Origin of the sequence: Streptomyces sannanensis, assembly GCF_039536205.1 — a bacterium.
Classification (GTDB): Bacteria; Actinomycetota; Actinomycetes; order Streptomycetales; family Streptomycetaceae; genus Streptomyces; species Streptomyces sannanensis.
On record NZ_BAAAYL010000001.1, the window covers coordinates 3,863,594 to 3,887,631 of the forward strand.

22 protein-coding genes and 1 pseudogene are annotated in these 24,038 nt (G+C 69.7%); 11 read left to right on the top strand and 12 right to left on the bottom strand.

Annotated features, from left to right (window positions below; genetic code table 11):
* The first annotated feature begins 50 nt into the window (after nucleotides 1-50).
* Entirely contained in the window at nucleotides 51-1,304 is a 1,254-nt protein-coding gene (locus tag ABD858_RS18245; RefSeq protein WP_345038778.1) for a peptidase, read from the top strand.
* 227 nt (nucleotides 1,305-1,531) lie between these two features.
* On the opposite strand, the gene argS is transcribed toward ABD858_RS18245, so the two are convergent.
* Nucleotides 1,532-3,298: an arginine--tRNA ligase gene (argS, locus tag ABD858_RS18250; RefSeq protein ID WP_345038781.1), complete on the bottom strand. Its 1,767-nt coding sequence runs from the start codon at nucleotides 3,296-3,298 to the stop codon at nucleotides 1,532-1,534.
* A 164-nt stretch (nucleotides 3,299-3,462) separates the two neighbouring features.
* On the opposite strand from argS, the gene lysS reads away from it, so the two are divergent.
* Nucleotides 3,463-5,193: a lysine--tRNA ligase gene (gene lysS, locus ABD858_RS18255; RefSeq protein ID WP_345038783.1), complete on the top strand. Its 1,731-nt coding sequence runs from the start codon at nucleotides 3,463-3,465 to the stop codon at nucleotides 5,191-5,193.
* A gap of 73 nt (nucleotides 5,194-5,266) precedes the next feature.
* Here the strand turns inward: lysS and ABD858_RS18260 are convergent, their stop codons facing one another.
* From ABD858_RS18260 to ABD858_RS18275, 4 genes are all read right to left on the bottom strand, one after another.
* Entirely contained in the window at nucleotides 5,267-5,956 is a 690-nt protein-coding gene (locus ABD858_RS18260) for a carbohydrate-binding protein (RefSeq protein ID WP_345038785.1), read from the bottom strand.
* Nucleotides 5,957-6,059: 103 nt separating this feature from the next.
* Nucleotides 6,060-7,472 carry a DUF2637 domain-containing protein gene (locus ABD858_RS18265; RefSeq protein WP_345038787.1) on the bottom strand — a complete coding sequence of 471 codons (1,413 nt, stop codon included), beginning with the start codon at nucleotides 7,470-7,472 and terminating at the stop codon, nucleotides 6,060-6,062.
* A 138-nt stretch (nucleotides 7,473-7,610) separates the two neighbouring features.
* Nucleotides 7,611-8,342, bottom strand: a complete 732-nt coding sequence (locus tag ABD858_RS18270; RefSeq protein WP_345044669.1) for a DUF3558 domain-containing protein — start codon at nucleotides 8,340-8,342, stop codon at nucleotides 7,611-7,613.
* Between the two features lie 134 nt (nucleotides 8,343-8,476).
* The gene (locus ABD858_RS18275; RefSeq protein ID WP_345038790.1) at nucleotides 8,477-9,262 is read right to left on the bottom strand and encodes a DUF3558 domain-containing protein; all 786 of its coding nucleotides are present in this window, start codon (nucleotides 9,260-9,262) and stop codon (nucleotides 8,477-8,479) included.
* A gap of 163 nt (nucleotides 9,263-9,425) precedes the next feature.
* On the opposite strand from ABD858_RS18275, the gene ABD858_RS18280 reads away from it, so the two are divergent.
* Nucleotides 9,426-10,619 carry an RtcB family protein gene (locus ABD858_RS18280; RefSeq protein ID WP_345038792.1) on the top strand — a complete coding sequence of 398 codons (1,194 nt, stop codon included), beginning with the start codon at nucleotides 9,426-9,428 and terminating at the stop codon, nucleotides 10,617-10,619.
* Nucleotides 10,620-10,678: 59 nt separating this feature from the next.
* Here ABD858_RS18280 and ABD858_RS18285 read toward each other — a convergent pair whose 3' ends face one another.
* The 3 genes from ABD858_RS18285 to ABD858_RS18295 form a co-directional block, all read right to left on the bottom strand.
* Nucleotides 10,679-11,197, bottom strand: coding sequence for a GNAT family N-acetyltransferase (locus ABD858_RS18285; protein ID WP_345038794.1), 519 nt, complete (start codon nucleotides 11,195-11,197; stop codon nucleotides 10,679-10,681).
* A gap of 223 nt (nucleotides 11,198-11,420) precedes the next feature.
* Complete coding sequence (locus ABD858_RS18290; RefSeq protein WP_345038796.1) at nucleotides 11,421-12,182, bottom strand: SDR family NAD(P)-dependent oxidoreductase; 762 nt, start codon at nucleotides 12,180-12,182, stop codon at nucleotides 11,421-11,423.
* A 54-nt stretch (nucleotides 12,183-12,236) separates the two neighbouring features.
* The gene (locus ABD858_RS18295; RefSeq protein WP_345038798.1) at nucleotides 12,237-12,572 is read right to left on the bottom strand and encodes a YnfA family protein; all 336 of its coding nucleotides are present in this window, start codon (nucleotides 12,570-12,572) and stop codon (nucleotides 12,237-12,239) included.
* Between the two features lie 61 nt (nucleotides 12,573-12,633).
* On the opposite strand from ABD858_RS18295, the gene ABD858_RS18300 reads away from it, so the two are divergent.
* A complete protein-coding gene (locus ABD858_RS18300; RefSeq protein ID WP_345038800.1) occupies nucleotides 12,634-13,119 on the top strand; it encodes a hypothetical protein in 486 nt (161 codons plus the stop codon).
* A 202-nt stretch (nucleotides 13,120-13,321) separates the two neighbouring features.
* Here ABD858_RS18300 and ABD858_RS18305 read toward each other — a convergent pair whose 3' ends face one another.
* The 3 genes and pseudogenes from ABD858_RS18305 to ABD858_RS18315 form a co-directional block, all read right to left on the bottom strand.
* Entirely contained in the window at nucleotides 13,322-14,056 is a 735-nt protein-coding gene (locus tag ABD858_RS18305; RefSeq protein ID WP_345038803.1) for a Mut7-C RNAse domain-containing protein, read from the bottom strand.
* Between the two features lie 136 nt (nucleotides 14,057-14,192).
* Nucleotides 14,193-14,366, bottom strand: a pseudogene (locus ABD858_RS18310) (GNAT family N-acetyltransferase); the annotation flags it as partial.
* A 39-nt stretch (nucleotides 14,367-14,405) separates the two neighbouring features.
* Nucleotides 14,406-15,011, bottom strand: coding sequence for a hypothetical protein (locus ABD858_RS18315; protein WP_345044672.1), 606 nt, complete (start codon nucleotides 15,009-15,011; stop codon nucleotides 14,406-14,408).
* Between the two features lie 116 nt (nucleotides 15,012-15,127).
* Between ABD858_RS18315 and hemL the strand changes: the two genes are divergently transcribed.
* The 7 genes from hemL (at nucleotide 15,128) to ABD858_RS18350 (ending at nucleotide 22,113) form a co-directional block, all read left to right on the top strand.
* The gene (gene hemL, locus ABD858_RS18320) at nucleotides 15,128-16,450 is read left to right on the top strand and encodes a glutamate-1-semialdehyde 2,1-aminomutase (protein WP_345038805.1); all 1,323 of its coding nucleotides are present in this window, start codon (nucleotides 15,128-15,130) and stop codon (nucleotides 16,448-16,450) included.
* Nucleotides 16,450-17,124, top strand: a complete 675-nt coding sequence (locus ABD858_RS18325; RefSeq protein WP_345038807.1) for a histidine phosphatase family protein — start codon at nucleotides 16,450-16,452, stop codon at nucleotides 17,122-17,124. Before hemL ends, ABD858_RS18325 begins: the two co-directional genes overlap by 1 nt.
* 104 nt (nucleotides 17,125-17,228) lie before the next feature.
* Nucleotides 17,229-17,846 (top strand): TlpA family protein disulfide reductase, encoded by a 618-nt coding sequence (locus tag ABD858_RS18330; protein ID WP_345038809.1) that lies wholly within the window; start codon nucleotides 17,229-17,231, stop codon nucleotides 17,844-17,846.
* A 25-nt stretch (nucleotides 17,847-17,871) separates the two neighbouring features.
* Nucleotides 17,872-18,615 carry a cytochrome c biogenesis CcdA family protein gene (locus ABD858_RS18335; RefSeq protein WP_345044674.1) on the top strand — a complete coding sequence of 248 codons (744 nt, stop codon included), beginning with the start codon at nucleotides 17,872-17,874 and terminating at the stop codon, nucleotides 18,613-18,615.
* Between the two features lie 3 nt (nucleotides 18,616-18,618).
* Complete coding sequence (resB, locus tag ABD858_RS18340) at nucleotides 18,619-20,475, top strand: cytochrome c biogenesis protein ResB (RefSeq protein WP_345038812.1); 1,857 nt, start codon at nucleotides 18,619-18,621, stop codon at nucleotides 20,473-20,475.
* Nucleotides 20,472-21,566 carry a c-type cytochrome biogenesis protein CcsB gene (gene ccsB, locus ABD858_RS18345; protein WP_345038814.1) on the top strand — a complete coding sequence of 365 codons (1,095 nt, stop codon included), beginning with the start codon at nucleotides 20,472-20,474 and terminating at the stop codon, nucleotides 21,564-21,566. Before resB ends, ccsB begins: the two co-directional genes overlap by 4 nt.
* Nucleotides 21,567-21,603: 37 nt before the next feature.
* Nucleotides 21,604-22,113, top strand: coding sequence for an SRPBCC domain-containing protein (locus ABD858_RS18350; RefSeq protein WP_345038817.1), 510 nt, complete (start codon nucleotides 21,604-21,606; stop codon nucleotides 22,111-22,113).
* Between the two features lie 59 nt (nucleotides 22,114-22,172).
* Here ABD858_RS18350 and ABD858_RS18355 read toward each other — a convergent pair whose 3' ends face one another.
* Entirely contained in the window at nucleotides 22,173-23,753 is a 1,581-nt protein-coding gene (locus ABD858_RS18355; RefSeq protein WP_345044323.1) for an IS1182 family transposase, read from the bottom strand.
* Between the last annotated feature and the right edge of the window lie 285 nt (nucleotides 23,754-24,038).

Sequence of the window (24,038 nt, forward strand, 5' to 3'; positions counted from 1 at the left end):
ACGTTCGGAGTGAGGCGTTCCGTTTTCCGGCGGCCATACGATCGCCGGATATGAAGATCCGTCACGTAGTCGCTACTGCCGTTGCCGCGGCCGTCGCCACGCCCGCGGTCCTGCTTGCCGCCACCCCTGCGGTAGCCGAGCCCAAGCCGGTGCCCGTGGTGCAGGCGGAGCGGAAGCCCTCGATCGCTGAACTCGAAAAGGCCGTCGCCGAGGCGAAGAAGGCCTACGAAGCCGCTGTCGCGGCCGAGTCCGCCGCACGCAAGGCCGCGGACGAGGCGCGCTCGGACACCGCCCCGCTCGCCGTTGCGGCAGCCGCCGCGCGCAAGGAGGCGGAGGCGGCAGCCACCGCCAAGGACACCGCCGACAAGGCGCTCGCCGACGCCAAGGCGGCGCTCGCAGCCCTGGACGTGAACGCCACGCCCGAGCAGAAGACCGCCGCCGAACAGGCCGTCGCCGACGCCGAGAAGGACGTCACGACGACCACGGACGCCAAGGCCGCCGCCGACACCAAACTGCGGGAGGCCGACAAGGCCGTGGCCGACGCCAAAGATGCCGCCGACCGGAAGCTGAACGAGGCCACTCGGACGAAGAACGAGGCGCTCGCAGCCCTGCAGGCTGCCGAGCAGGCCCTCGCCGACGCCAAGGAGGGCGACACGGGAGGCGGTGACATCTTCATCGAGGAGCCCCGGCTGACCTCCGAGATCGTCGACCTGCCGTCGGGGATCATCGCCGGGACATCGGTCGAGTTCACGCTGCGCCTGACCAACGGCACCGAGAAGACCATGGACGACGTTCGTGGAACCCTTCGTCTGTCCGCCACCGACAAGAGCAGCAGGAACGACCTCCATACGCTGCTCAAACTCCAGTACTCCACCCCCAAGCACCCGAAGTGGGGCGACACCGAGACCGACGTCGCCATCGGCGGCCTCGGCCCGGTGAAGCCCGGCGGGCATGCCGACATCAAGTTCCGGCTCACCGTCGATGCCAAGGCCCCAGCCGCCGATGGCGTCGCCTCCGTCACCGGTGACTTCCAGAACAACGACGGGTCCTTCGGCGGGAATGGGCGCTACAAGGACTTCACCTTCGGCATCACGCCGGCGAGCGGCAAGCCCGACACGTCCGGCACGTCCGGCACGTCCGGCACCGAGCCGCAGGGCAGCAAGTCGCCCCAGCCGGTGAACGCCACCCTCGCCGCGACCGGCTCGTCCTCCGTCATGCCGCAGATCGCCCTCGCGGGCGGCTTCGCGATGGTGCTGGGCGCCGGTGCGGTGTACGTGGCACGGCGCCGCGGCTCGGGCGCCTGAGACGGGTCCTGCTCTCAGACGGCGGCGCGGCGTACGCGGCGAACGCCGACCAGGCGGCCGGCGCCAGCACGAGGTGCCGGCCCGATGGAACGGTCCAGCAGGTCCTGGACCTTCGGGGCAAGCGTCATGGCGTTGCTCCTCCTGTCGGCGTCCCGCTCGAAGTACGAGCACGACGGCCCCGGCATTGTGTGCCGGGGCCGTCGTCACAGGGGGCGCGTAGGAGCGCGTCAGAGGCGCTCGGGCGTCCGGATGCCCAGCAGGGCCATGCCCCGGTGGAGCGTGCGGGCCGTGAGGTCGCACAGGAAGAGGCGGTTCTCGACCTGCTCGGCGGTGTCGGCCTTGATGACCGGGCACTGGTCGTAGAACGTCGTGAAGTGCGACGACAGCTGGTACAGGTACGCGGCCAGCTTGTGCGGCTCGTACGAGGCGGCGACCTCGTTCAGCGTCTCGCCGAACTGGTCCAGGTGCAGGCCCAGCGCGCGCTCCGCGGCCGCCAGCTCCAGCTCCGGGTGCGCGGCGGGCTTGGCGTCGCCGGCCTTGCGGATGATGGAGCGGATACGGGCGTAGGCGTACTGGAGGTACACGGAGGTGTCGCCGTTGAGGGACACCATCTGGTCCAGGTCGAACTTGTAGTCGCGGGACGCCGAGGTCGACAGGTCCGCGTACTTCACCGCGCCGATGCCGACGTACGCGCCGTTCTCGGTGATCTCCTGCTCGGTGAGGCCCACCTTCTCGGCCTTCTCGCGCACGACGCCCGTCGCCCGCTCGATCGCCTCGTCGAGCAGGTCCACCAGCCGGACCGTCTCGCCCTCACGGGTCTTGAACGGCTTGCCGTCCTTGCCGAGGACCGTGCCGAAGGCGAGCTGGACGGCCTTGGTGTCGCCGTTCAGCCAGCCGGCCCGGCGGGCCGTCTCGAAGACCATCTTGAAGTGCAGGGACTGGCGGGCGTCCACCACATACAGCAGGGTGCTCGCGCCGAGGTTCTGGACGCGGTCGCGGATCGCGGAGAGGTCGGTCGCCGCGTAGCCGTAGCCGCCGTCGGACTTCTGGACGATCAGCGGGACCGGGTTGCCGTCCGGGCCCTTGACGTCGTCGAAGAAGACGCAGAGCGCGCCCTCGGAGCGCACGGCGACACCGGACTCCTCCAGCAGGCGGCAGGTCTCGGCGAGCATGTCGTTGTAGCCGGACTCGCCGACGACGTCCTCGTCCTGGATGTCCATGTCGAGCTTGTTGAAGACCGAGTAGAAGTAGATCTTCGACTCGTCGACGAACCGCTGCCACATCGTGAGGGTCTGCTCGTCGCCGGCCTGGAGGTCGACCACCCGGCGGCGGGCCCGGTCCTTGAACTCCTCGTCGGAGTCGAAGAGCGCGCGCGAGGCCTTGTAGAGCCGGTTCAGGTTGGACATGGCCTCTTCGCCGGAGACGGCGGCCCCGTCCTTGTGGTCCAGCTCGTGCGGGTGCTCGATCAGGTACTGGATGAGCATGCCGAACTGGGTGCCCCAGTCGCCGATGTGGTGGCGGCGGACCACCTTTTCGCCGGTGAACTCCAGGATCTCGACCATTGCGGCGCCGATCACGGCGGAGCGGAGGTGGCCGACGTGCATCTCCTTGGCCACGTTCGGCTGGGCGTAGTCGATCACCGTGGTGCCGGGGTTCTCGGCGTACGGCACGCCGAGCCGGTCGTCCGCGGCGCGCGCGGCGAGGGTCTTCACGATCGCCTCGTCGGTGATCGTGATGTTGAGGAAGCCGGGGCCCGAGACCTCGATCTCCTTGATCAGCTCATTGGCCGGCAGAGCCTCGACGACCGTGGTCGCCAGCTCACGCGGGTTGCCCTTGAGCTGCTTGGCCAGCGCCAGGATGCCGTTGGCCTGGAAGTCGGCCCGGTCGCTTCGTCGCAGCAGCGGGTCCGCGGAGCCGGCCTCCGGCAGGGCTGCCGAGAGGGCGTCCGCGACGCGCTGGTGGACGGTCGAAGCGAGGGAATGGACCGAGGCCATGAGGTGCCGTTCCTGTCGATGGAGACTTGGATGTACGTACAGGTGTCAAGTATTCCATGGCGCCCCGGGCCCGATCTCGCGAGAATCGGGCGAGCCCAGGAGGAGACCATTCCGTCTGGGACAATGGCTAACGCCAGCTTTCGAGATTCCGAGCAATCAAGGACGTGCCGATCGTGGCTCAGAGCAGCACCGAGACCGACTGGGTCTCCCGTTTCGCGGACGAGGTCATCGCCGAGGCGGAGCGACGTGCGCCTGGGAAACCTGTCGTCGTCGCGTCCGGCCTTTCCCCGTCCGGTCCGATCCACCTGGGCAACCTGCGCGAGGTCATGACCCCGCACCTGGTCGCGGACGAGATCCGCCGCCGTGGGTACCAGGTCCGTCACCTGATCTCCTGGGACGACTACGACCGCTACCGCAAGGTGCCGGCCGGCGTCCCCGGTACGGACGAGTCGTGGGCCGAGCACATCGGCAAGCCGCTGACCTCCGTGCCCGCCCCGGCCGGGTCGGCGTACCCGAACTGGGCCGAGCACTTCAAGGCGGCCATGACCGAGTCGCTCGCCGAGCTGGGTGTCGAGTACGACGGCATCAGCCAGACCGAGCAGTACACCGCCGGCGCCTACCGCGAGCAGATCCTGCACGCGATGAAGCACCGGAACGAGATCGACGCGATCCTCGACCAGTACCGGACCAAGCAGAAGCCGGGCAAGAAGTCGCAGAAGCCGCTCGACGAGGCCGAGCTGGAGGCCGAGGAGGGCTCCGGCGCGGCGACGGAGGACGACGGCAGCGGCGGCGGCGCGGGCTACTACCCGTACAAGCCGTACTGCACCGTCTGCAACAAGGACCTCACCACCGTCACGGCGTACGACGACGAGACGACCGAGCTGACCTACAACTGCACCGCATGCGGCCACTCGGAGACCGTCCGGCTGACCGAGTTCAACCGCGGCAAGCTGGTCTGGAAGGTCGACTGGCCGATGCGCTGGGCCTACGAGGGCGTGATCTTCGAGCCGTCCGGCGTCGACCACTCCTCGCCCGGTTCCTCCTTCCAGGTCGGTGGGCAGATCGTGGGCATCTTCGGCGGCAAGCAGCCGATCGGCCCCATGTACGCCTTCGTCGGCATCAGCGGCATGGCCAAGATGTCCTCCTCGAAGGGCGGCGTGCCGACCCCGGCCGACGCGCTGAAGATCATGGAGCCGCAGCTCCTGCGCTGGCTCTACGCCCGCCGCAAGCCCAACCAGTCCTTCAAGATCGCCTTCGATCAGGAGATCCAGCGTCTCTACGACGAGTGGGACTCCCTGGAGCGCAAGGTCGGCGAGGGCACCGTGCTGCCCGCCGACGCCGCCGCGTACTCGCGGGCCGCCCGCACCGCCGCCGGTGAGCTGCCGCGCACCCCGCGCCCGCTGTCGTACCGCACGCTCGCCTCGGTCGTCGACATCACCGCCGGCCACGACGAGCAGACCCTGCGCATCCTCAGCGAGCTCGACCCGGCCAACCCGCTCTCCTCGCTCGACGAGGCCCGGCCGCGGCTCGACCGCGCCGAGAACTGGATCACCACCCAGGTCCCGGCCGAACAGCGCACTCTTGTCCGCGACGAGCCCGACCTCGAGCTCCTGGGCTCGCTCGACGACTCCGGCAAGGAGTCGCTGCGGCTCCTCCTGGAGGGACTGGACACTCACTGGTCCCTCGACGGGCTCACCACGCTCGTCTACGGCGTGCCGAAGGTGATGGCCGGCCTGGAGCCGGACGCCAAGCCCACGCCGGAGCTGAAGGTCGCGCAGCGTTCGTTCTTTGCGCTGCTCTACCGGCTCCTGGTCAGCCGTGAGACCGGCCCGCGACTGCCCACGCTGCTGCTCGCGGTCGGCGCGGACCGGGTGCGCAAGCTGCTCGGTTCGTAACGGCGTACGGACGCTCGGAGGGCCGGTACCCGGAATCCCGGGTACCGGCCCTCCGTCGTTCTCACGCAGGCGTTCAGTACGTGAAGGCGATGCCATGAGTGGCCGCGATTCCCCCGGAAGGGTGGCCGCCGAGCACCGTGAGCGGGGTGTCGGACACGTTCTGGATCTTCAGCGACAACAGCAGCCGGGGGCACCCGCCGAGCAGGGACGTGTCCAGGTAGAGGGTGTTCATCGCGCCGCGGTGCTGCCTGTCGCGTGTCCACTTCGCCAGGGGGCTGTTGAACGGTCCGCCGCAGGGCGCCCCCGCGCTCGTCTGCGGCTGTGCCTCGATCCACGTATGGGCCATGGAGGCGCCCGTCAGCCTCGCGTCCAGGACGATGGCGATGCGGTGGGCGCCGGAGGGCGTGTAGACGTGTTCGAGAGTGGTCGCCGTTCCGCCGGCCGCGACGACCTGCCGACCCGTCGCCGGCAGCGTCCAGCGCGCCGAGCCGGAGTAGACCTTCCGGGCCAGTTCGGTGCCCGCGGAGACACGGCACCTGTACGACCCGGTCGTCGGGGCCGTGAACATCCACCGCACATACGCGCCCGCCTCCTCCCCCGCGGGGAGGGCGGTTCCATCGGCGTACCGGCAGTGGACCGCGAGTCTGTCGTCCGCCTTCTGATCGGAAGTCACCGGCACGTTACGGGTCCACAGATACGACTGCTGGCCCGCTGTGGCGTCGAAGACGATGTCCGTCGCCGAGGCGGGTGCGGCTGCAGCCACCTCTCCGGACACCAGCCCCCATATGGAGAGAAAGGTCGCCACTCTTAGCCGGAAACGCATCGAATCGCCCTTCGACAGCCCACAGTTGATCATGCGGAGACTGTCAGGCGATCTGCTCCGGGTCCAGTTGCTCCGACTCGTACTGCTCACGCAGACCGGCCAGATACGGGCGCAGCGTGCTCTCGCTCACCGGACCGCCGGTCTCGCCGGTGATTCCGTAGTGGTCCATCAGGTAGAGACCGAACTTGCGGGCGTTGGGGTACGCGCCGTGTTCGCTGACGTACTTGTGGAAGGCCGCGATGTACGCGTCGTCCAGGGAGACCCCCTCCGGCAGGACCGCCGCGGACACGGTCTCCGGCTCGGGCTCCGGCTCGGGCTCCGGATCCGCCGCGGCCTTCGGGTGCGGCTGCGGGTACTTCTGCGCCTCCGGCTCCGCGTTGCGCTGCCGCGGGACACCGCCCAGCGGCCGGCTGCGGCCGGGTCCGGAGGGGACCATCACCCGAGCGGTCTCGACGTCCTCGGCGTACGCCGGGTCGTACGAACCCCGGTACTCCGCCTGCCCGACCGCGGGCGCCGCGAACCACGGGCTCTCGTGCGGGACCGGGCCTTGAGCAGGCATCGGGACCGGGCCTTGAGCAGGCATCGGGACCGGGCCCGGCTCGGGGGCCGGGGCTCGATGGGCCTCGTGAACCTCGTGCGCCTGGTGAACCTCGTGGGCCTCCGCCGGGGCCGACGGAAGCGCCACCGGCTGCTCCGCCTCCACAGCAGCGGCGGTCACCGCGGCGACGGGTTCGGCGGCCCGCTCCGGCGCGGGCGGCAGCAGCACCGGCTCGATGCCGGCCGCCGCCAGACCCGCCGCGGCCGTTTCGGCCAGCGGAACGCCGTACCGCGCCAGCCGCAGCGGCATCAGGGCCTCTACCGGCGCCTTGCGGCGCCAGGCCCGCCCGAAGCGGGCCTGAAGGCGTGACTGGTAGATCAGCCGGTCCTGCTCCAGCTTGATGACCTGTTCGTACGACCGCAGCTCCCACAGCTTCATACGCCGCCACAACAGGAACGTCGGTATCGGCGACAGCAGCCAGCGCGTCAGCCGCACGCCTTCCATGTGCTTGTCGGCGGTGATGTCCGCGATCCGGCCCACCGCATGCCGCGCCGCCTCCACCGACACGACGAACAGCACCGGGATGACGGCGTGCATACCGACGCCCAGCGGGTCCGGCCAGGCCGCGGCGCCGTTGAAGGCGATCGTCGCCGCCGTCAGCAGCCACGCCGTCTGGCGCAGCAGCGGGAACGGGATACGGATCCAGGTCAGCAGCAGATCCAGCGCGAGCAGCACACAGATGCCCGCGTCGATGCCGATGGGAAAGACCAGGGAGAAGGTGCCGAAGCCCTTCTTCTCCGCGAGTTCGCGCACCGCCGTGTACGAACCGGCGAAACCGATGGCGGCGATGATCACCGCACCGGCCACGACGACGCCGATGAGTATGCGGTGTGTGCGTGTCAGCTGCATCGCGGCCACCCGCGGTCCCCTCCCGATTTCGACATATGGCTGACCCAGACTGGCACATGTGTACGGAGCCCGGCCTCCTGGGGAGGCACGGGCTCCGGTTGAATCGGTGAGGATGCGGGCAAACCGTTGTCAACCCCGCGGGTCCGGCTACTGGTTGGCGGTGGCCACCGCGGCCAGGACTTCCTTGGCGGCCTTCTGCGCGCCCTTCATCATCTCCGCCGAGTCCGGGGTCTTCGCGCCCTGGTAACCGGCACCGTTGTAGTCCAGGGTGACGACGACGTTAGCCGTGCGCGCCACAATCACCTGGTACTTGAAGTCCTCGTCCGTCTTGCGCAGGTCGTACGTGATCGCCGTCGCCTGGTCGCCGATCCCGGAGACCGGGACCTCCTTGACGTTCTTCGCACCTTCCGTGGCCTTCACGTCGGCCACCTGCTTCGTGAAGTCCTTCGTGGCCCGCTCCTCCCCGCTGCCGAGGGTCTTCTCGGACTCCAGGCGCTTGATCGAGACATCGAGCCAGCGGTACTGCGAACCCTTGAGGCCCTTGTCCTCCAGGCCGTTCCAGGAGCAGCTGCCCTGCGCCGAGATGTCCGCGGAGTTGCCCGCCTTCCCCGTCTTGTCCTTCGCCTTCGGCACCAGCTGGGTGACCGTCGCGGCGCTGATCGACTTGCAGGCGTCCGGCAGCTTGGCGAACTTGGCCGGCTCCACGGTCGCCTCCGCCGAGGCCTTCGTGCTCGGCGTGGGGGCGGACGACTCCTGCTTCTTCTTGCTGTCGGCGCCGGTGCTGCCGTCGGAGTCGGACGAGCAGCCGGCGGCGAGGAGCATCACCGGAACGGCTGCGCAGGCGAGTATGCGGGTGAGACGCGGGGCTGATCGGTGCATGGTTCCTTCGCTCATTCGCTCATCTGTCGTCGTTCGTGCGTTCGTCGTACGGTCCGGTCCGTCCGCCACCGTACGCCGACGGCCATGCGTGCCGAACCGATCGCCGTACCGGGCACGCGGGTCCGGGAGGCCGGTCACTCGCCGAACTGCTCGGCCAACCTGCCTGCCAGTGCCCTGGCCTTTTCCTGCAGTTCGCCGCTGTCCGGGACCACGGTGGGCAGGGCGGGCTGGACGGTGTACTGGACGGTGACGATCACATTCGATGTGCGGAACACCACGCTCACCGTGCGGCCCTGTGTCACCGATCCGGCCCCCGCCGGTACGTCGTTCAGGAACGCCGCGTCACCCAGATTGTCCAGAACACGCGGTTCCAGGCCCTCGGCCGGTTGGGGGGGCGTGGTCGAGTCCGCGCCGGACGGCGGCGTGACCGGCGGTGCGGTCGGCGCCTGGGAGTCGCCCGGCGTCGAAGTGGAGGTCGTGACCGGCAAGCCCGCGGCGGCCTGCTTCTTCGCGTAGACCTCCTGCGCCCGGCCCTCGTCGCTCATCGCGGCGTCGTACGACACCACGCGCTCGAAATCCACGACCAGGCGGCGGGTGGCGTCCGGCGACTCGGCCTTCCAGTTGCACCCGACCCGCCGGTCGGTGTCGTACGTCAGGGCCGCGGTGCCCGCGTACACCTTCTCCCGCTCTTCCTCCGGCAGGTCCGGGCTGACGGGCAGCATGTCCTTGAGCAGCCCTCGGTCCACGGCCCCGCACGCCTCGGGGAGCGTGCGGTACTTGCCGGGCGGCGGCGCGGCGGCAGGCTGGACGGTGTTCGTCTTGGCGCCGCTCTCGGAGTCGCTGCCGCCGGAGCCGGCGCTGCAGCCGGTGACCAGCGTGGCGAGGAGCACGAGACCGGATACGTACGCCCTGCGCTGCACGGTGACCGGGCTCCCTTCGGACGGAAAAACGCTTGCCGCCGGGAAGTGGCGGCTGAACACAATGTGTATCGCACGCGCTGGTGTGAACGCCGGTCTGCCGTCTCTTTTGTGGGCTTTGGTGCCAGTTTTGCGTTTTCAGCCTTATTGGGGGAATTGAGGAAATATGTCTTACGTGGAAGTGTCGGGTGCGAAGGTCCCCATCCGTATGTGGACCGACCCCGCGGCGGTCGAGGGTGTCGCGATGCAGCAGCTGCAGAACGTCGCCACCCTGCCCTGGATCAAGGGTCTGGCCGTCATGCCCGACGTCCACTACGGCAAGGGCGCCACGGTCGGCTCCGTGATCGCCATGCACGGCGCGGTCTGCCCCGCGGCGGTCGGCGTAGACATCGGCTGCGGTATGTCCGCGGTCAGGACCTCCCTCACCGCGAACGACCTCCCGGGCGACCTCTCCCGCCTCCGTTCCAAGATCGAGGCGGCCATCCCGGTCGGCCGCGGCATGCATGACGATCCCGTCGACGTGGGGCGTCTGCACGGCTTCCCGGTGACGGGGTTCGACAACCTCTGGGGGCGCTTCGACGGGATCGCGGAGGCGGTCAGGTTCCGTCAGGAGCGCGCTTCCAAGCAGATGGGAACGCTCGGCTCCGGCAACCACTTCTGGGAACTCTGCCTTGATTCGGACGACTCGGTCTGGGTCATGCTCCACTCCGGATCCCGGAACATCGGCAAGGAACTCGCCGATCACCACATCGGCCGGGCTCAGAAGCTGTCCCACAATCAGGGGCTCGTCGACCGCGATCTCGCGGTCTTCGTCGCGGACACCCCGCAGATGGCGGCATACCGGAACGACCTCTTCTGGGCGCAGGAGTACGCCAAGTACAACCGCGCGATCATGATGGCCCTCTCGCAGGACGTGCTGCGCAGGGAGTTCAAGAAGGCAAAGATCATCTTTGGTGATGTGATCTCCTGCCACCACAACTACGTCAGCGAAGAGCGCTACGAGGGCATGGATCTGCTGGTCACCCGCAAGGGAGCCATCAGTGCCCGCAGCGGTGAATTCGGCATCATTCCGGGTTCGATGGGCACCGGTTCGTACATCGTCCGCGGCCTCGGCAACGAGATGGCCTTCAACTCGGCCTCCCACGGCGCCGGCCGCAGGATGAGCCGCAACGCGGCCAAGCGCCGCTTCTCGACGCGGGACCTGGAGGAGCAGACGCGGGGCGTGGAGTGCCGGAAGGACTCCGGTGTCGTGGATGAGATCCCGGGCGCTTACAAGCCCATTGAGAAGGTCATGGAGCAGCAGCGCGACCTGGTCGAGGTCGTGGCGAAGCTGAAGCAGGTCATCTGTGTGAAGGGCTGAGTGATCGACGACAGAGGGGCGGGGCTGATTGTCCCGCCCTTCGTGCTCTTCTTCCGTCGTCAGGTCAGGGACTTGTGGAAGAAGGTCGTCGGCTTGAGGATGCCCGAGGGGTCGGCGGAGTGGTCCGGGACCGTGCCGAAGGAGGTCCAGCCGGCGGTGCGGTAGAGGTTCTCGGCGGTGCTGCCTGTCTCGGTGTCGAGCAGGAGCAGGGTGCGGCCGGAGGCCGCGGCGGACTCCTCGGCGGCGGCGAGGAGACGCCGGGCGAGGCCGCGGCCGCGGGCGTCGCGGTGGACCAGGAGCTTGGCTATCTCGCCGCGGTGACGGCCGTTGGGGTATTCGGAGAGACGGAGCTGGATCGTGCCGACGACGCGGCCGTCCTCATGGGCCACCCACAGGACGATGCCGTCGTCGGCGAGGGCGGGGGCGAACGACGCCCACCAGGCGGCGGCCTGCTCGTGGGCGAGGGGGGCGAGGAACCCGACGGAGGCGCCGTCGTCGGTCGCGTCGATGAGCAGGTCGGCGAGACCGGGGACGTGGGCGGGCAGCTCCTCGGCCGTCAGCCGGGTGATGGTGGGCATGGTGCTGGCTCCTCCAGGGGCATGGGCTGGGCGTTTCGGCCCGTCCGGCGTCTGAAAACGGACACTCTCGGCTGCTGTGCGGGGGGCGGCCAACCGGCCCGGCGCATGCGACGGGCGCGCCGCGAACGCAGGCCCGGCAGGCCCCTCCGGCAGGTGCCGTAGCCGGTCGTGCGGCCGGCGCCCGTGCGATGCGACCGGTCGCCGTCCGCCGGGGCGAGCCGCGTCAGAGCTCGCGGTGGACCTTGGTGTTGGAGGCCTGGGCGCGGGGGCGGACCACCAGGAGGTCGACGTTGACGTGGGAGGGGCGGGTGACGGCCCAGGTGATGGTGTCGGCGACGTCGTCGGCGGTGAGGGGCTCGGCCACGCCCGCGTAGACCTTGGCGGCCTTTTCGGTGTCGCCGCGGAAGCGGGTGGTCGCGAACTCCTCGGTCTTGACCATGCCGGGGGCGATCTCGATCACGCGGACCGGGGTGCCGCAGATTTCCAGGCGGAGGGTTTCGGCGAGAACGTGCGCGCCGTGCTTGGCGGCCACATACCCGCCACCGCCTTCGTAGGTGCCGTGGCCGGCGGTGGAGGAGAGAACGACCACGGTGCCGTCGCCGCCGGCGGTGAGGGCGGGCAGCAGGGCCTGCGTGATGTGGAGGGCGCCGACGACGTTGACCTCGTACATCCGGCGCCAGTCATCGGGGTCGGCGGTGGCGACGGGATCGGCGCCGAGGGCGCCGCCGGCGTTGTTGACGAGCACGTCGCAACGGTCGAGGGAGGCCGCGAAGGTGTCGACGGCGGGCCGGTCGGTGACATCGAGGGCGTAGGCGGTGGCCCGGTGGCCCGCGGAGGTCAGTTCGGCGGCGAGGGCCTCGATGCGGTCCTTGCGGCGGGCGGTGAGGACGACGTGGTAACCCGCGGCGGCGAGCCGGCGGGCGGTGGCGGCGCCGATGCCGCTGCTGGCTCCGGTGACGACGGCTGTGCGGGAGGCCCCGGTCATCTCGTTCTCCTCGTGCCCGTGATCGGTTACGGGGTCAGGATAGGCGGGCCGGTCTCAGCGGCTGCGCGGTACGTACATGATCACCGCCATGCCCGCGAGGCAGACCAGTGCGCCGATGACGTCCCAGCGGTCGGGGCGGTAGCCGTCGGCGACCATTCCCCAGGCGATGGACCCGGCGACGAAGACTCCGCCGTAAGCGGCGAGGACGCGGCCGAATTCGGCGTCGGGCTGGAGCGTGGCGACGAAGCCGTAGATGCCGAGGGCTATGACTCCGGCACCGATCCACAGCCAGCCCCTGTGCTCACGCACGCCCTGCCAGACGAGCCAGGCGCCTCCGATCTCGAAGAGGGCGGCGACGACGAAGAGGGCGGCTGAGCGGGCTGCAAGCATGGGCCCAGCGTGTCATGGCGGACGAGCGGGTTTGACGGGCCGTCGTCGGTATCTTCGGTGCATGTTTGCGATGCGCAAGGCTCAGTCGGCGGGTGCGGTGGTGGCTGCGGCGGCCGCGATGGCTGTGGTGACCGGTGCCGGTCCGGCCTCCGGGGCGATCGCTCCGGACGCCGACGTGGCGTACGGCGGTCATGTCTCGCTCTCGGCCGGCCGGATCGCGGTGTGGCTGAGGAGCGTGAACCATGGCCCCTCCTCGTTGGCGAATGCGACGGTGCGACTGCAGTTCTCGGAGCCCCTGGCCGATGGCCGGGAGCTGTCGCAGGGCTGTCTGCGGAGCGGGCAGCACGAGGTGCTCTGCCAGACGGGCGCGCTGCCCGTGATGGGTGAGGGGCAGCCGGTCGCGCTGGACCTGTGGACGCGGGGGCAGCCGGCCGAAGTGACGGTCCGGATCGACACGGCGTGGAACGGCGGTGCCACCGACCGCAACCCGTTGAACAACGAGCTCGAGGTGCTGGTCCCGGCCACAGGTGATCCGTATTTCATCTGAGGCCTTGGGCCCTGTCCGGCCGGTCAGGCGCCCGTCCACCGGGTGAGGGCGGTGCGCAGGGCGTCCCCGTCGTGCTCGTCACGCACATGCGGCGGACCGCCCGTAGGCGGCGTGCAGCAACTCCTCGCCGACCGGCTGGAGCGCGCGGGCTACGTCATGCGCCGCCGCGACACCGGGGACCGTCGGAAGGTGCGCGTAGCGGTCAGGCCGTGGCGCCGCCGAATTCGCGTACGGCCTTCTCGACGATCGCCTCGAGCCGGGCGTGATGCGCCCCGCGCCAGTACACCCGGCCGCACTCCGTGCACTGCGCGAAGGCGTCGTACGTACGTCGCGTGCCGTGCTCCAGCTTCTCGACGACCGCGTCCTTCTCGGCGTCCTTCAGCGTGCCGTTGCAGGCGGTGCAGCGGGTCCAGGGGGCGAGGGCGGGGGTGAACCGTTCCAGCACGTCCCGGAGCTGGTCGTCGGGGCGGTGGCTGTAGACGTACGCCCCGGCCCAGATCTCCCGCCGGCGCAGCAGTCCGCGGTCCCGGGACAGCAGTACACGGCGTTCCCGCGCCGACAGCGCCGCCAGTGCCGCGTCGCCGATGTCCTCGCTCTCGTACGCCGCGTCGACACCCAGCAGCCGCAACCGCCGTGCCAGTGTGCCCAGATGTACGTCGAGCAGGAAGCGCAGCGGCGCGCCCGGTACCTGCTGCGGCCGGGTCACTCCGAGGACCTCGACGTGCTCGCCCGTGCCCGGGATGTGCGAGACCCGTACCTCCCGGCCGTCGACCAGCAGCCTGCCCACCTCGGTCAGCGGGACGCCGAGCGACTCGACGACGTGGCCGAGCGTCGACGAGCCGTCGGTCGGCACCGTCGTACAGCCCCCGCGCCGTCCCGCCGGGATGAAAAGGTGCAGGTCAGAGGCGAAGCTGAGGGAGATCTCCGGTCCGTTCACGCAAGTCAGGATGCCATTGGGCCGGGCGCGTCAGCCAGGGCTTTCCCGGCACCGAAGCCGTCCGCGTGCTCCCGAGCCCAGGTGGCGAAGGGACCAGCAGGTGCCCGGCGAGCTCCTCGAGGGTGTTCGTGACGGGGCGGAACATCCGGCCCTCGGCGGCCGGGCGCGCGCTCGACGCGACGTACCGGCGGTGCCGGGCGAGGAGCTTCTCCTCGGACTCGGGTCCGCCCAAGTGATCCGTCATCCCTGGCTCGTTGGTCCGCCGGAGCAGCCAGAGGTCACCCTCCGACCAGGGTTCGATTCGCACCATACGGGGACTGTACGGCGAGGGTCCGTCAGCGCCGCCGGCTCAGGGCCAGACCAGGCAGTAGGGCTGATGCCCCGCCTCGTGCAGGCGGTGCGAGAAGTCCTGCCATTCGTGCAGCAGTTGATAGACGTTGTACGCGTCGCGCGGGCCGCCCCGGTCGGGGACCGTGGACCAGATGAAGGCCGCGGCGCCCACCGACTCCTCGCCGATGTCGCGGAACTGGTCGACGGCGGTCATCGGAAGCTTGACCACGGCGTAGTCGGGGTGCAGGACGACCAGTTCCAGCGGCGGGACCTTGTGCAGCGGTATGCCCTGGATGCCGGTGAGGACCATCGCGGCCACCGTCTCCGGCTTGATCTTGGTGAACATGCCACCCATGCCCAGCTCGTCGCCGCCGAGCTCCTCGGGGCGCATGGAGATGGGCACGCGGGCCGCGGTGGCCCCGTCGGGCGCGCCGAAGTACTTGTAGGTCACCCCCATCCGGCCACCCCTGAACCCCGCGCTCTCGTTCTCGGACGGGGCCGGCACGATCGCCTCCGCCGCGTCCGTCGGCTCCTGTGCTTCCGCTTCGCGCCGGTGCCTTCCCCGACGGGCCCGCCGAGGACCCACGTCGCCGGTCCCCTCGCCCAGTCCGCCACCGCGATGCATATCTCCACCCGACCACTCGCGGCCCCCGCCGCGCAACCCGATCATCGTGTCAGTGACCTCCCCCGCGGATGTGTGGTGAAACACCTGTCCGCAAGACGGTCCGGGCCTCTGACACCATGGCTACCGTGAGCTACCCATACCAGGCCCCAGTTTCGCAGACGCTTTTCGACCGTGCGTCCCTTGTGACCCCCGGCGGCGTGAACTCTCCCGTGCGTGCCTTCCGTGCTGTGGGCGGTACGCCCCGGTTCATGGTGTCCGGTACCGGTCCGTACCTCACCGATGCCGACGGCCGCGAGTACGTCGACCTCGTGTGCTCGTGGGGTCCGATGATCCTCGGACACGCCCACCCCGAGGTCATTGCCGCCGTGCAGGAAGCGGTCGCCCGCGGCACCTCCTTCGGTACGCCGGGCGAGGGCGAGGTCGCGCTCGCGGAGGAGATCGTGGCCCGTGTCGAGCCGGTCGAGCAGGTACGTCTCGTCTCGTCCGGCACCGAGGCGACGATGTCCGCGATCCGTCTCGCCCGCGGATTCACCGGGCGCGCCAAGGTGATCAAGTTCGCCGGCTGCTACCACGGACATGTGGACGCGCTGCTGGCCGCCGCCGGTTCCGGTGTGGCCACCTTCGCGCTGCCCGACACCCCCGGTGTGACCGGCGCGCAGGCCGGCGACACGATCGTCCTCCCCTACAACGACCTGGACGCCGTAAGCGCGGCGTTCGCCGCGCACCCTGGCGAGATCGCCTGTGTGATCACGGAGGCCTCGCCGGGCAACATGGGCGTCGTGCCGCCCCGGGACGGCTTCAACCAGGGCCTCGCGGACCTCTGCCGGGAGAACGGCGCGCTGTACATCTCCGACGAGGTGATGACCGGATTCCGTACCTCGAAGGCCGGCTGGTACGGCGTCGACGGCGTCCGCCCCGACCTGATGACCTTCGGCAAGGTCATGGGCGGAGGCTTCCCGGCCGCGGCCTTCGGCGGCCGCGCCGATGTCATGGCGCACCTCGCCCCGGCCGGCCCGGTCTATCAGGCGGGCACCCTCTCCGGTAACCCGGTCGCCACCGCCGCCGGTCTCGCGCAGCTCCGGCTGCTCGACGACGCCGCGTACGACAGGGTGAACGCGGTGTCGAAGGAGATCCAGGGCCTGGTCACGGCCGCACTGGCCAAGGAGGGCGTGGCGCACCGCCTCCAGACGGCGAGCAACATGTTCTCGGTCTTCTTCACCGCCGAAGAGGTCCGTGACTACGACGACGCGAAGAAGCAGGAGGCGTTCCGCTTCAACGCCTTCTTCCACTCGATGCTCTCCCAGGGCGTCTATCTGCCGCCGTCCGCCTTCGAGTCGTGGTTCGTGTCGACCGCGCACGACGAGCGCGCCGTCGAGCGGATCGCCGCCGCCCTGCCCGCCGCGGCCCGTGCCGCCGCGGAAGCGACGGAGGCCGCGTGATGAGCGACATCACGGTCGTCCACCTGGTGCGCCACGGCGAGGTGCACAACCCCGACGGAATCCTGTACGGGCGCCGGGCCGGCTACCACCTGTCCGAGCGCGGCCGTGAGATGGCCGACCGGGTGGCCGAGCACCTCTCCGGGCGTGACGTCACGCACGTCGTGTCCTCGCCGCTGGAGCGCGCACAGGAGACGGCCACGCCGATCGCCAAGGCGCACGGCCTGGACCTGGTCACCGACGAGCGGCTGATCGAGGCGGCGAACGTCTTCGAGGGCAAGAGCTTCGGGGTCGGCGACGGCGCACTGCGCCGCCCGGCCAACTGGAAGCACCTGACCAATCCGTTCCGCCCGTCGTGGGGCGAGCCGTACATCGAGCAGGTCGTACGGATGATGGCCGCCCTCGACGCCGCGAAGGACGCGGCCCGCGGACACGAGGCGGTGTGCGTCAGCCATCAGCTGCCGATCTGGATCGTGCGCAGCTTCGTGGAACGGCGCCGGCTGTGGCACGACCCGCGTCGGCGGCAGTGCACGCTCGCCTCGCTGACCACGTTCACCTACCAGGGCGACAAGATCGTCTCGGTGGGGTACAGCGAGCCCGCGCTCGACCTCGTTCCGGAGCACCTTCGGGCGGGAGCCAAGCCCGCCAAGGGCAAGGACAAGGCTTTCGGCGCGTAATCCGTGTAATTCCTTATGCGGGTTTGACAAGGGGTGACGAGGGCATTAGCGGGCACTCGGGGGGGTGCGGAAGATCGCCGGAATGGTCATGCGAAACTTTTCACATGACCTTTAGCCGCGCCCCCCGACGCCGCTCGCACCGCCGCCGTGCACTGGCGCTCGCCGCCGTCGCCACGGCCGGTGCGTCCGTCCTGACGGCGTGCAGCTCCGGCGGTGTCTCCGGCGGCTCCGGCGACACCAACTTCGTGACGCAGTCCGGCGGCATCTCCACGGTTGCCGAGGGGGACCGGCAGCCCGCCCCCGAACTGGCCGGTGAGACGCTCGACGGCAAGCAGCTCGACGTGGCGAGCCTCAAGGGCAAGGTCGTCGTGCTGAACGTCTGGGGCTCGTGGTGCGCGCCGTGCCGCGCCGAGGCGCCGTATCTCACCAAGGTCGCGAACGAGACCAAGGCGCAGGGCGTCGAGTTCGTCGGGATCAATACCCGCGACAGCGCCAAGGGGCCGGCCCAGGAGTTCGAGAAGGATTTCCAGGTCCCCTATCCCAGCCTGTACGACCCGATCGGCAAGCTCATTCTCCGTTTCCCCAAGGGAAGTCTGAATCCGCAGGCCATTCCGTCGACGATCGTTCTCGACAAGGACGGCAGGATCGCGGCGCGTGCGCTGCGGGCGCTCGACGACAAGGGTCTGCACAAGATGATCGACCCGCTGGTCGCGGAGAAGTGATCCGGTGAACGCACTCGCCGCGGCCATGGACGCGAACGAGACGGTCCTCAGCGGGGCGCTGCTGCTCGCCCTGCCGATCGCCGTTCTCGCCGGGCTCGTCTCCTTCTTCTCGCCCTGTGTGCTGCCTTTGGTGCCGGGCTATCTCTCGTACGTCACCGGAGTCAGCGGCACCGACCTGGCCGACGCCAGACGCGGCCGGATGGCCGCGGGCGCGGGGCTCTTCGTCCTCGGCTTCACGGCCGTCTTCGTCTCCGGCGGGGCGCTCTTCGGCGGATTCGGCGCGACGCTGCAGGAGCACCGGGAGGTCATCTCCCAAGTGCTCGGCGTGCTGACCATTCTGCTCGGCCTCTTCTTCATGGGCCTGATGCCCTGGCTCACCCAGCGCGAGTTCCGTTTCCACAAGCGGCCGGTGACCGGTCTGCTCGGTGCGCCCGTGCTGGGCGCGCTGTTCGGCGTCGGCTGGACCCCGTGCATCGGCCCGACCCTCGCCGCGGTCAACACCCTGGCGTTCACCGAGGCGAGCGCGGGCCGCGGCGCGGTGCTGATGGTGGCGTACTGCCTCGGACTCGGGCTGCCGTTCCTCCTGGCGGCGGTGGCGTTCCGCAAGGCGCTCGGCGCGTTCGGCTGGGTCAAGCGGCATTACGTATGGGTGATGCGCATCGGCGGCGTGATGATGATCGCGACCGGTCTGCTGCTCGTCACCGGCGCCTGGGACCGCATCGTGCAGGAGATGCAGGTCTGGACGAGTGGCTTCACGGTGGGGATCTGATCGATGAGCGAGACGACGACGGACGTCCGGGACACCCAGGAGCCGGAGCTCGGCGAGGCCGGGGCCCAGCTGTCCACCGCGCCACAGGAGCAGGCCGTGCCCGGCTCCTTCGGCGGCATGCGGGCACCGGGTGCGCGCGGCCTGCTCGCCTGGACGGGCCGCGAGGCCGTCGGATGGGCGCGCTGGTTCTGGCGGCAGCTGACGTCCATGCGGGTCGCGCTGATCCTGCTGTTCCTGCTGTCTCTCGGAGCCATCCCCGGCTCGCTGATCCCGCAGAACAGCGTCGACGAACTGAAGGTCGCCGACTTCAAGGAGCGGCACGACGTCCTGTCACCCGTCTACGAGAAGCTCCAGCTCTTCGACGTCTACAGCTCGGTGTGGTTCTCCGCCATCTACATCCTGCTGTTCATCTCCCTCATCGGCTGCATCGTGCCGCGCACCTGGCAGTTCGTCGGCCAGCTGCGCGGCCGCCCGCCGGGCGCGCCCAAGCGGCTGACCCGGCTGCCCGCGTACACCACCTGGCGCACCGAGGCCGATCCGGAGCAGGTGCGCGAGGCCGCGCTGGCGATGCTGAAGAAGCGCCGTTTCCGCGCCCACATCGCCGGTGACGCTGTCGCCGCCGAGAAGGGCTATCTGCGCGAGGCCGGCAATCTGGTCTTCCACGTCGCCCTGATCGTCATGCTGGTGGCCTTCGCCACCGGAGAGCTCTACAAGTCCGAGGGCGGCAAGCTCGTCGTCCAGGGCGGCGGCTTCGCCAACACACTGACGCAGTACGACGACTTCAGGTCCGGCTCGCTGTTCAACACCGACGACCTGGCGCCGTTCAGCTTCACCCTCGACCGGTTCGACGCGTCGTACGAGCGCAGCGGCCCGCAGAAGGGCACGCCCCGCGAGTTCAAGGCGCACGTTACCTACACCGACGGCGTCGACGGACCGCAGAAGAAGGCGACGATCGAGGTCAACGAGCCCCTGGAGGTCGCGGACTCCAAGGTCTACCTGATCTCGCACGGTTACGCCCCGGTCGTCACCGTCCGGGACGGCAAGGGCAAGGTCGTCCTGCACGACGCGGTGCCGCTGCTGCCCGTGGACAACAACGTCTCCTCCACCGGCGCCATCAAGGTGCTGGACGGTTACAAGGACAAGAACGGCAAGAAGGACCAGCTGGGCTTCGCCGCCTTCTTCGTCCCGACCTATGGGGGCCCGGGCAACGGCACGATGTTCTCGCAGTTCCCCGCCCTGGACTTCCCGGTGCTCAACGTGGGCGCTTACCACGGCAGCCTGGGCGTCGACGCGGGTCTGCCGCAGAACGTGTACCAGCTGGACACCGACAAGATGACCGCCTTCCGGGACAAGGACGGCGGCGTGCTGAAGAAGACCCTGCTGCCCGGCGAGACCCTGACTCTTCCCGACGGGGCCGGCTCGATCACCTTCGAGAAGGAGGTGAAGCAGTGGGCGAGCTTCCAGGTCACCCAACAGCCCGGCAACGGCGCCGCGCTCATCGGCGCGCTGGCCGCCATCGGCGGTCTGGCCGCGTCCCTCTTCATCCAGCGGCGCCGGGTCTGGGTCCGGGCCGTACGGGGTGAGGACGGGGTGACCGTCGTCGAAATGGCGGGGCTCGGACGCAGCGAGTCCGCGAAACTCCCCGAGGAGCTGGCGGATCTGGCCGTCACGCTCAACGCAGAGGCGCCGATCGCGCCTGATCCCGTTGTTCCCGCTGATGTTCCCGTTGAAGGAGCTGAGAAGTCCTGTGCTTCTCCGGGGGACACTGCGTCCGACAGCGGCCCTGCCGCGGGCCGGACCTCCGGCAGTAACAACACGTCCGCGACGCCGCACGAATCATCCCGAGGGGCAATGCAGTGATCATCGCCGCCGCAACGAACGAGAGCCTGGCGCAGATCAGCAATGTGCTGATCTATTCGTCGATGGCCGTCTACACCCTGGCCTTCTTCGCGCACATCGCGGAGTGGCTCTTCGGCAGTCGCAGCAAGGTCGCCCGCACGGCGGCCGCGCTCACCGCCGACGCCGCGGCCGGCCCGGAGCCGGTCGTCGAGGTCCAGCCCGGTGCAAGCACCGGCTCCACTGGAACCGCCGTACTGCAGCGCCCGAAGATCGTCACCCGCTCCACCTCCGGCACGCGTGACGTCCCCGACGGCCCCGGTGCGCACGGCGGCGACGCGCAGGGCGACCTCTACGGCCGGATCGCCGTGTCGCTGACCGCCCTCGCCTTCCTCATCGAGGCGGCCGGCGTGGTCACCCGGGCGCTGTCGGTGCAGCGCGCCCCCTGGGGCAACATGTACGAGTTCTCCATCACCTTCTCGACGGTGGCGGTCGGCACGTACCTGGCCCTGCTCATCGCCAAGAAGAACGTCCGCTGGGTCGGTCTGCCGCTGGTCACCACGGTCCTGCTCGACCTCGGCCTCGCGGTCACGGTCCTCTACACCGCGAGCGACCAGCTGGTCCCCGCGCTGCAGTCGTACTGGCTGTGGATCCACGTCTCCACCGCGATCTTCTGCGGCGCCGTCTTCTATCTGGGCGCGGTCGGCACGCTGCTGTACCTCTTCCGCGACTCGTACGAGTCCAAGCTCGCGAACGGCGGCAAGCCCGGCGCCCTCGCCACCTCGATCATGGAGCGCCTGCCCTCCGCCGCGAGCCTCGACAAGTTCGCGTACCGGGTCAACGCCGCGGTCTTCCCGCTGTGGACGTTCACGATCATCGCGGGCGCGATCTGGGCCGGTGACGCCTGGGGCCGCTACTGGGGCTGGGACCCCAAGGAGGTCTGGTCCTTCATCACCTGGGTCGCCTACGCCTGCTACCTGCACGCCCGCGCCACCGCCGGCTGGAAGGGCCGCAAGGCCGCCTATCTGGCCCTGCTCGCCTTCGGCTGCTGGCTCTTCAACTACTACGGCGTGAACATCTTCGTCAGCGGCAAGCACAGCTACGCGGGCGTCTGAGGTAGCGCCCTGCTGCCGAACGGGTGACGCTGGTGTCATGTCGGGTTCCATCTCGTACGGCACCAGCGAGACCCACGAGGGCACCCATCTCCTGCGGTACGTGGTACGCGTACCGCACCCCGTGGAGCAGGTGTGGGAGGCCGTCGCGACCCCCGAGGGGCTGCGCGGGTGGCTCGCGGCCGCCGACACACTCGAACCGCGCCTCGGCGGCGCGGTGACGCTGCGCTGGCTCAACACGGACGACAAGGGCAGCCACACCGTGGCCACCGGCCATGTCACCGCCTGGGACGTGGAGCGGATCGCCGAGTACACGGTCACCGTCCACGGCCGGATCCGCTTCCATCTGGAGCCCGGCGGCGAAGGCGCCACCGTCCTTCGCTTCACCAACGAGATGCACGGCGACGACGACTACCGCCTGGACTGCCTGGCGGGGTGGCACAACCACTTCGAGTACCTCGTCGACGCGCTCGACGGCCGCCCGGCGGACTGGTCCGCGTGGACGTTCGAGCGCTGGCAGCAGCTCAGGAACGAGTACGAGCAGCACTAGAAGACTCATGAAGATCTTGTTGAGGGGCTGTCCGGCCGGAGGCCGGGCGGCCCTTCTGGTCATCCGGTGGCCGGGGCGAGGTGCCAGGTGTCGCCGGTGCGGGTGAGTCCGAGGTTGATCAGTCGGCGGAGGTTGAGGGCGGCGGCTCGGGTGTGGAGCCAGGTGTCGTTGGCGATGGTTCCGCGGTAGCGGAGTTTGCGGTTGCCGTGGTGGACGAGCCAGGCGACGGCGCGTTCGACCGGTGGTCTCCAGCGGCGGTAGTCGGCTTGCCAGTCGGGGTCGGTAGCGGCCTGGCGGCGGGCGGCTGCGAGCAGGTCGTGGTGTGGGCGGATGGTCAGGATGCGGCCGGCCTTGGCCTTGGTGCACCGCTCGCGCAGGGGACATCCGGCGCACAGTTTCCCGAAGGCCGCCTTGCGCTGGTGGTGCTGTCCGCCGGGGTCTGACAGGGGGACCGTGTGTCCAGCGGGGCAGGTCACCGTGGCGGCGGCGGTGTCGATGGCGAAGTCGTCCAGGGTGAAGCCGCCGGGGACGGCCGCCCGTAGCGGGGCGGGCTTGAGGAACAGCCGGTGCCCTGCGTCTTCGAGGGCCTGGCGGGCATCGCCGGTGGAGTAGGCGGTGTCGCCGAAGGCGTCCACCGGCCCGTCCTCCTCGGCGAGAAGGTCCAGGCCGACGGTGGCCTCGTGGTGCTCTGGGCCACTGCCGGGCCGCAGGGCGACGGCGGTGTATAACCCGGTCTCGGGCTCGATGGCCAGGTGGGCCTTGAAGCCGTCTTGCTGGTGGGTGCGGGTTTTGTGGATGTGCCGGGCCTCGGGGTCGACGGTGGAGACCATCCGGTCCTGCGCGGTGCCACGGGTGATGCGCCAGCGCCCGTCGCGGCCGTCGGAGTCCTCGGCGGGTTCGACGTCTTGCCCGGCGACCAGGGCCAGGATGCCGACGGCATTCGCGGCCTTCTCGCCCAGCTCCTGCTCGGGCAGATGCCCGAGCAGCCTGAGCGCGTCACTGACCAGGGCATCAACAAGCGTGGCGCGGGCCTGCTCGTCATTCCAGGCGATCCTTGGTTTGCCCGGGTCGCTGTAGTCATGCGCGGTGCACTGCACGGCTGCCACCTCAGCGGCCCCGGGGACCTCGCGAATTACCGCGCGGACGGCGGCGATGATCTGGGTGACGGTGTCCTGGGTGGCGACCGCATCGTCCAGCACCGTGGAGTCCAGCGCCCGCCGGTGCTTGCCCTTGAGGACACCGGTGGCCTTCACCACCTCGCGCACCGTCTCGAAGACACGGTTCGGCCGCACCGAGCGGGCCAGCCGGCGCCGGAAGTAGGCCAGCAGCGACGGATCGAACGCCATGTCGTGCAGGCCCAGCCCGCACGCGGCCTTCCACCTCAGGTCACACCGCAACTCCTGGACCGTCTCGAAGTCCGACAGCCCGTTAAGGGCCTGCAGCGTGATCGCCGCGGCCAGGATCTGCGGCGGCATGCTCGGCCGCCCGTTCGCCGACGGGTACATGTCCTCGAACGTCTCCGCCGGGAACAGCGCGCCGCGATGCTCGGCCAGGAACGCGAACACACTGCCTGCCGGGATCAACTCCCGGCAGGTCTCCCACACATCCGGCCCGACCGTCTCCCCGGCCCATTCCCCCATCACCACGAGAAAGAGTCTGGCCCCGCCGCTCACGCGGCGGGGCCAGAACCCAAGATCTTCATGAGTCTTCTAGGGCGTGTTTCGAAAGTAGCGTCGTCCGCCCGGAGGGCGGGGTCGGGGGCGTCTGGTGCGTGCGATCGCAAGGCGGAGGGAGGAGAGCGCAGCGGGCTGCGCCGACGACCGACAACGCGGCGAGCGTGCGTGCCGGGCGTTCCCGACCAGGCGGGACTTTCGAAACACGCCCTAGAAGACTCATGAAGATCTTGTTGAGGGGCTGTCCGGCCG